This is a genomic window from Mesorhizobium sp. M0698, assembly GCF_040320455.1.
Lineage (GTDB): Bacteria > Pseudomonadota > Alphaproteobacteria > Rhizobiales > Rhizobiaceae > Mesorhizobium.
Map to the genome: position 1 here is coordinate 134,786 of NZ_JAMYPQ010000017.1, position 6,644 is coordinate 141,429.

Below are 6,644 nucleotides of genomic sequence, written 5' to 3' on the forward strand. Positions count from 1 at the left end.
AGGTCATCGACCTCAAGCGTGTGCGAAACAAAGAGACGAAAAGGGTAAAGACGATGGCGAAAGCAGCGACCCCCAAGACGGCAGCCCCTAAGGCCGCGGCACCAGCGAAGGCTCCGGCAGCAGTAAAGGCCGCTCCGGCCAAGAAGGCGGCAGCAACCAAGGCCGCCGCTGTGAATACGCCGGCCGCCACCATCAAGAAAACCGGCTTGGCAGGCAAGGTTCGCCAGGTCATCGGCGCCGTTGTCGACGTCCAGTTCGGCGAACATCTGCCGGCGATCCTGAACGCGCTTGAGACGATCAACGTCGGCAATCGCCTGGTGCTAGAGGTGGCTCAGCATCTGGGCGAAAACACCGTGCGCTGCATCGCCATGGACTCGACCGAAGGTCTGGTCCGCGGTCAGGACGTCTATGACACCGGTGCACCGATTACCGTGCCGGTCGGCCCGGGCATGCTCGGCCGCATCATCAACGTCATCGGCGAGCCGGTCGACGAGGCAGGCCCGGTCGACGGCATCGAGATGCGCTCGATCCACCAGCCGGCGCCGACCTATGTCGAGCAGTCGACGGAAGCGCAGATCCTGGTCACCGGCATCAAGGTGCTCGACCTGCTGGCCCCCTATGCCCGCGGCGGCAAGATCGGCCTGTTCGGCGGCGCCGGCGTCGGCAAAACGGTGCTGATCCAGGAACTGATCAACAACGTCGCCAAGGCGCATGGCGGCTTCTCGGTGTTCGCCGGCGTCGGCGAGCGCACCCGCGAAGGCAACGACCTCTATCACGAGTTCATCGAGTCCGGCGTCAACAAGAAGGGCGGCGGCGAAGGCTCCAAGGCCGCGCTCGTCTATGGCCAGATGAACGAGCCGCCGGGCGCCCGCGCCCGCGTCGGCCTGACCGGCTTGACGGTTGCCGAATATTTCCGCGACCAGGGCCAGGACGTGCTGTTCTTCGTAGACAACATCTTCCGCTTCACGCAGGCGGGCTCGGAAGTGTCGGCGCTGCTCGGCCGCATTCCTTCGGCCGTGGGCTACCAGCCGACGCTGGCTACCGACATGGGCGCGCTGCAGGAGCGTATCACCACGACGACCAAGGGTTCGATCACCTCGGTGCAGGCGATCTATGTGCCGGCCGACGACCTGACCGACCCGGCACCGGCGACCTCGTTCGCCCACCTCGACGCGACGACCGTGCTCAACCGCGCGATTTCGGAAAAGGGCATCTATCCGGCCGTCGATCCGCTCGATTCGACCTCGCGCATGCTCGACCCGATGGTTGTCGGCGAAGAGCATTACCAGGTCGCCCGCCAGGTGCAGTCGATCCTTCAGCGTTACAAGTCGCTGCAGGACATCATCGCCATCCTGGGCATGGACGAGCTGTCGGAAGAGGATAAGCAGACCGTGGCCCGCGCCCGCAAGATCGAGCGCTTCCTGTCGCAACCCTTCTTCGTCGCCGAAGTGTTCACCGGCGCACCGGGCAAGCTGGTCGACCTCGCCGACACCATCAAGGGCTTCAAGGGCCTTTGCAACGGCGATTACGACCATCTGCCGGAGGCCGCCTTCTACATGGTCGGCGGCATCGAGGAAGCGGTCGAGAAGGCACAGCGCCTGGCCGCCGAAGCGGCCTGATGGTGAATGGTCAATAGTGAATTGTGAATGGGGAGTAGCGGATAGGAAATCGGGGCTGAGTGAAGGTCATTCTTTCTGACCGTTCACCATTCACCATTCACCAGTCGCTAGATTGATCATGCCTGAAGCTTTCAAATTCGAACTGGTCTCGCCGGAGCGCCTCTTGGTTTCCGAGCAGGTCGAATCCGTCGTCATCCCGGGCGCCGAAGGCGAGATGACTGTCATGGCGCATCACGCACCGGTCATGACTACAATCAAGCCGGGCGTCGTTACGCTGAAGACCGCGCAAGGCAAGGAAGAGCGCTATGTGGTGTTCGGCGGCTTTGCCGACATCGTTCCGGCCGGCTGCACGCTGCTCGCCGAATCGGCTGTGGCCGTCGGCGACATCGACCGCGCCGACCTTGCCCGCCGCATCCAGGAGGCCAGGGAAGACGCCGCCGACGCCAAGGACGACCAGACCCGCAGCAAGGCCGAGCAGTTCCTCAACCAGCTCACCACGCTCGAAGGCGCGCTGTTGCCGGCTTAACAGGCGCCCCTTGCCTTCTCCCCGTGTGGGAGAAGGTGGATCGGCGCGCAGCGCCGAGACGGTTGAGGGGTGTTGGAAGAAACGAGACGTCGGCGTTCCCTGGAACACCCCTCATCCGACCGAGCTTCGCTCGGCCACCTTCTCCCACAAGGGGAAGGGGGGCTGGTCACACCGTCAGTGCCTCCACGGCGCGCATGACGCCGCGCAGTTCGGCGAGGCCCTTCAGCCGTCCGATGCAGGAATAGCCGGGGTTCACCTTCTTGCCGATGTCGTCGACGATGGCATGGCCATGGTCGGGACGCATCGGCACCTGCCAGTCCGCCTTGCCTGCCGCCTTGCGCCGCCGCTCTTCGCCAATCAGCGCCGACACGACCGCCACCATGTCGGTGTCGCCGTCGAGGTGCTCGGCTTCGTGGAAGGAGCCGTCGGGCTCCTTGGTGACGTTGCGCAGATGGGCGAAATGGATGTTTTCGGCGAAGGCCTTGGCCATTGCCGGCAGATCGTTCTGCGCGCCCGCGCCATAGGAGCCGGTGCACAGGGTCAGCCCGTTTGCCGGCGAAGCGACGGCGTCGAGCAGCGCGCGGGCATCGGCTGCCTTGGAAACGATTCGCGGCAGGCCGAACAGCGAAAAAGGCGGATCGTCGGGGTGGATCGCCATCCTGAGGCCGGTCTCTTCGGCCACCGGCACGATCTCGCGCAGGAAGGCAAACAGGTTTTCGCGCAGGCCTTCGGTGGAGACGTCCTTGTAGAGGTCGAGGGCGCGGCGGAAGCTTGCCCGATCGAAGATGAATTCGCGCGCCGGGACCCAGCCGATCAGGTTGCGCTCCAGCCTTGCCTTGTCGCTGTCGCTCATCCCTTGCAGTCGCACACGCGCGGCCTCGACGCGGGCCGGTGGGTGATCGGCCTCCGCCCCTTCTCGCTCAAGGATGAAGACGTCATAGGCGCAGAGCTCGACGACATCGAAGCGCAGCGCCGTGCCGCCATGCGGCATCGGGTAATCGAGGTCCGTGCGCGTCCAGTCGGTGATCGCCATGAAATTATAGCAGACGGTGTTGATACCGGCGGCGGCGACGGCGCGGATCGAAGCCTTGTAATTGTCGATCAGGCTGCGCCAGTCGCCGCTGCGGGTCTTGATGTCCTCGTGCACGACGATGCTCTCGACCACGTCCCAGGTCAGGCCTGCTGCCTCGATCTCGGCCTTGCGCCTGGCGATCTCGTCCGCCGGCCAGGCGCGGCCGTCGTTGAGGTGGTGCAGCGCGCTGACGATGCCGACGGCGCCGGCCTGACGGACATGGGCAAGCGTCACCGGATCGTCCGGCCCGAACCAGCGCCAGGTCTGTCTCATGGCTTCTCACTGCCTATGCCAAGCGCCGCGAAGGCAGCGGCAGGTCCGCCCCGCCGCAGGCGTTCGAGATGGGCTGCCGTCAGATCGATCAGTGTCATGCGGTGGGCATGGTCCTTGGCGAAGCCGGCGAGATCGAACATCGCTGTCACCGTTTCACCAGCCGGCCGGCTGCCGAGCGCCGTAAGCCGAGCATCGATCGGGTCGGTGAAATGGGCTTCCGGCAAGGTTTTGCCGCGCGCCTCGCAAGCGGCGATCCAGGCCGCCACCACCAGCATGAGATGCGCGGGCGGGTCACCGGCGCCCAGCCGATCGAGGGCCGAGGCGACGATGCGCTGCGGCAGCTTCTGGCTGCCGTCATTGGCGATCTGCGCCGTGCGATGGGCGAGCGCGGTGTTCGAATAGCGTTCGGCGAGCTGGGCCGTGTAGCCGGCCGTATCGAGCCCGGCGTCCTGCGGCAGCGTCGGGATGGCCTCGGCCCATAGTCCGTCGACGAATTGCCGGATCGCCGGATCGGCAAAGGCGCGGTCGACCGTGTCGTAGCCGCTGAGCAGGCCGAGATAGGCGATTGCCGAATGCGAACCGTTGAGCAGCCGCAGCTTCATGTCCTCGAAGGGCCCGACGTCGCCGACCATGGTGACGCCGAACTTTTCCCAGGCCGGCCTGCCTGCCGGGAAATCGTCCTCGACCACCCATTGGCAGAACGGCTCGGTCATCACCGGCCAGGCATCCTCGACGCCGAGCTCGACGGCGATACGCGCCCGGTCGACATCGGTGGTCGCCGGCACGATGCGGTCGACCATGCTCGACGGAAACGCGACGCCGTCGGCGATGTGTGCGGCGAGCCTGGCATCGCCTGAAGTGGCGAGCCTGGCATCGCCTGAAGTGGCGAGCCTGGCATCACGCAGTGCGGCGAATTCGACCAGCAGGCGGTGCAGCGTGGCGCCATTGGCCGGAAGGTTGTCGCAGCAGAGCACGGTGAAAGGCTGGATGCCGGCGGCACGGCGGCGCGACAGCGCCTCGGTCAGGAAACCATGCGCCGTCCGTGGCATTTGCGGGTTGGCCAGATCATGGACGATCTCGGGGTGGGTATTGTCCAGGCCGCCGCCGGCTGCCCTCAAATAGGCCTTTTCGGTGATCGTCAGCGTGACGATGCGGGTGCGCGGATCGGTCAGCGCGGCGAGCACCGCAGCCGGATCTTCCGGCGCCACCAGCAGCGACAGGATCGAGCCGACGACGCGCAGCTCTTCGCCGATGCTGCTCCTGATCGCCAGCGTGTAGAGGCCATCCTGCGGCTCCAGTGCGTCGCGCGTGTCAGGACTGCGCAAGGACACGCCGACAATGCCCCAGTCCGCCTCTCCCGCCGCCAGGCAGTCGTCGACATAGGCCGCCTGGTGGGCGCGATGGAAGGCACCGACACCGAGATGGACGATGCCCGGTGCGCCGCCGCCGCGGGCGTAGCGCGGAACCGTGACCGAAGCCGGCAGTGCCTTCAGCGTGCTGTTGGAAAGGCGTCTATTGGTCATTGCGCCACGTGTCTGATCGAGATTGTTGGGTCACTGCTGTCAGGCGGCGTAACACCCGATGCCGTCACGCACAATGGGCAATGGCCGACGAAAAGTCATCATACAACAACCCAGTTTTTGTATGTTGACATTATTTCTTTCCAACCCTACCGATGTCCGGATTGGGAGGATTTGCGTGGCCGCATTGACGGATCCGGATTTGCTGTTTGCCGCCGAGGCGCGCCCGCGTTCGCTGGCCCGTGATCTCTACGCCGCGGTCAAGGACCTGCCGATCGTCAGCCCGCACGGCCACACCGATCCGCGCTGGTATGCGCTCAACGAGGCGTTTCCCGATCCGGCGCAGTTGCTGATCGTGCCGGACCACTACATTTTCCGCATGCTGTTCAGCCAGGGCGTTCGGCTTGAGGAGCTTGGGGTGCCGACGCTTGACGGCTCGCCGGTGGAAACCGACGGCAGAACGATCTGGCGGCGCTTCGCCGAGCATTATTACCTGTTCCGGGGTACGCCGACCCGGCTGTGGTTCGACCATGTGCTTGCCCATCTGTTCGGCATCGACGAGCCGCTGACGGCCGCAACCGCCGACCGCCATTACGATATGATCTCGACCTTGCTGCAGTGGGAGAATTTTCGCCCGCGAGCGCTGTTCGAGCGCTTCAACATTGAAGTCATCGCAACGACCGAAGGCGCGCTCGACGATCTCAGATGGCACCAGATGATCCGCGACAGCGGCTGGGAGGGCCGCGTCATCACCGCCTATCGGCCGGATGCGATCGTCGATCCCGACTTCGAAGGGTTCTCGGCCAATCTCGACCGGCTTGGCGAGATCACCGGGTGCGATACCGGCAATTGGACAGGCTATCTCGAGGCGCACCGCCAGCGGCGCGCCTTCTTCAAGAGTTTCGGTGCGACTTCCTCCGATCACGGCCATCCGACGGCCGAAACCGCCAATCTCTCGGATGCCGCCGCGCAGGAGCTGTTCAACCGCATCCGCCGGGGCTCGGACGACGAGCGCGAGCGAAAGCTGTTCCGCGCCCAGATGCTGACCGAGATGGCCAAGATGAGCCGCGACGACGGGCTGGTCCTGCAGATCCATCCCGGCTCCTGGCGCAATCATTCGCCGGCTATCTTTCACAAGTTCGGCAGGGACAAAGGCTTCGATATTCCGACCCGAACCGACTATGTGACGGCGCTGAAGCCGCTGCTCGACTGCGTCGGGCTGGAGCGCGACCTCACCATCATCCTCTTCACGCTCGACGAGACCAGCTATGCGCGCGAGCTGGCGCCGCTCGCCGGCGTCTACCCGGCATTGAAGCTCGGCCCGGCCTGGTGGTTCCACGACAGCCCCGAAGGCATGCGCCGGTTCCGTGAGATGACCACCGAAACGGCCGGTTTCTACAACACCGTCGGTTTCAACGACGACACCCGCGCCTTTCCATCCATACCGGCCCGCCATGATGTGGCGCGCCGGGTCGATTGCGCATATCTGGCGCGTCTCGTGGCCCCGCCAACGGGGCGCGCCGCCCCCGGGCGCCAGCGGGGGCCCGGACATTGCGATTACGGGGCGCAAAAACCCGTACCCGGCGAAACCCGCGGGGCGCCCACCGTAGAAACGGAGGGCAACCCGGGAAGTT

5 protein-coding genes are annotated in these 6,644 nt (G+C 65.3%); 3 read left to right on the forward strand and 2 right to left on the reverse strand.

Translation table 11 applies throughout. From position 1 onward, the window contains the following. Positions 1-53 precede the first annotated feature (53 nt). Both atpD and NKI16_RS26595 read left to right on the forward strand, forming a co-directional pair. Positions 54-1,619, forward strand: a complete 1,566-nt coding sequence (gene atpD / locus NKI16_RS26590) for a F0F1 ATP synthase subunit beta (protein ID WP_352624929.1) — start codon at positions 54-56, stop codon at positions 1,617-1,619. Positions 1,620-1,737: 118 nt separating this feature from the next. Then, positions 1,738-2,145, forward strand: coding sequence for a F0F1 ATP synthase subunit epsilon (locus NKI16_RS26595; RefSeq protein WP_023678096.1), 408 nt, complete (start codon positions 1,738-1,740; stop codon positions 2,143-2,145). Positions 2,146-2,311: 166 nt separating this feature from the next. Here NKI16_RS26595 and uxuA read toward each other — a convergent pair whose 3' ends face one another. Both uxuA and NKI16_RS26605 read right to left on the reverse strand, forming a co-directional pair. Continuing rightward, positions 2,312-3,490, reverse strand: a complete 1,179-nt coding sequence (gene uxuA, locus NKI16_RS26600; protein ID WP_352923885.1) for a mannonate dehydratase — start codon at positions 3,488-3,490, stop codon at positions 2,312-2,314. Then, entirely contained in the window at positions 3,487-5,013 is a 1,527-nt protein-coding gene (locus tag NKI16_RS26605; protein WP_352785097.1) for a mannitol dehydrogenase family protein, read from the reverse strand. Before NKI16_RS26605 ends, uxuA begins: the two co-directional genes overlap by 4 nt. 175 nt (positions 5,014-5,188) lie before the next feature. On the opposite strand from NKI16_RS26605, the gene uxaC reads away from it, so the two are divergent. Further along, positions 5,189-6,644 (forward strand): glucuronate isomerase (uxaC, locus tag NKI16_RS26610; protein WP_352923887.1); only part of this gene is annotated, 1,456 nt, incomplete at its 3' end.

Excerpts from the sequence above, each read along its gene's own strand:
- atpD (WP_352624929.1), top strand. The coding sequence starts at position 54 with ATGGCGAAAGCAGCGACCCCCAAGACGGCAGCCCCTAAGGCCGCGGCA.
- NKI16_RS26605 (WP_352785097.1), bottom strand. The coding sequence starts at position 5,013 with ATGACCAATAGACGCCTTTCCAACAGCACGCTGAAGGCACTGCCGGCT.
- uxuA (WP_352923885.1), bottom strand. The coding sequence starts at position 3,490 with ATGAGACAGACCTGGCGCTGGTTCGGGCCGGACGATCCGGTGACGCTT.
- NKI16_RS26595 (WP_023678096.1), top strand. The coding sequence starts at position 1,738 with ATGCCTGAAGCTTTCAAATTCGAACTGGTCTCGCCGGAGCGCCTCTTG.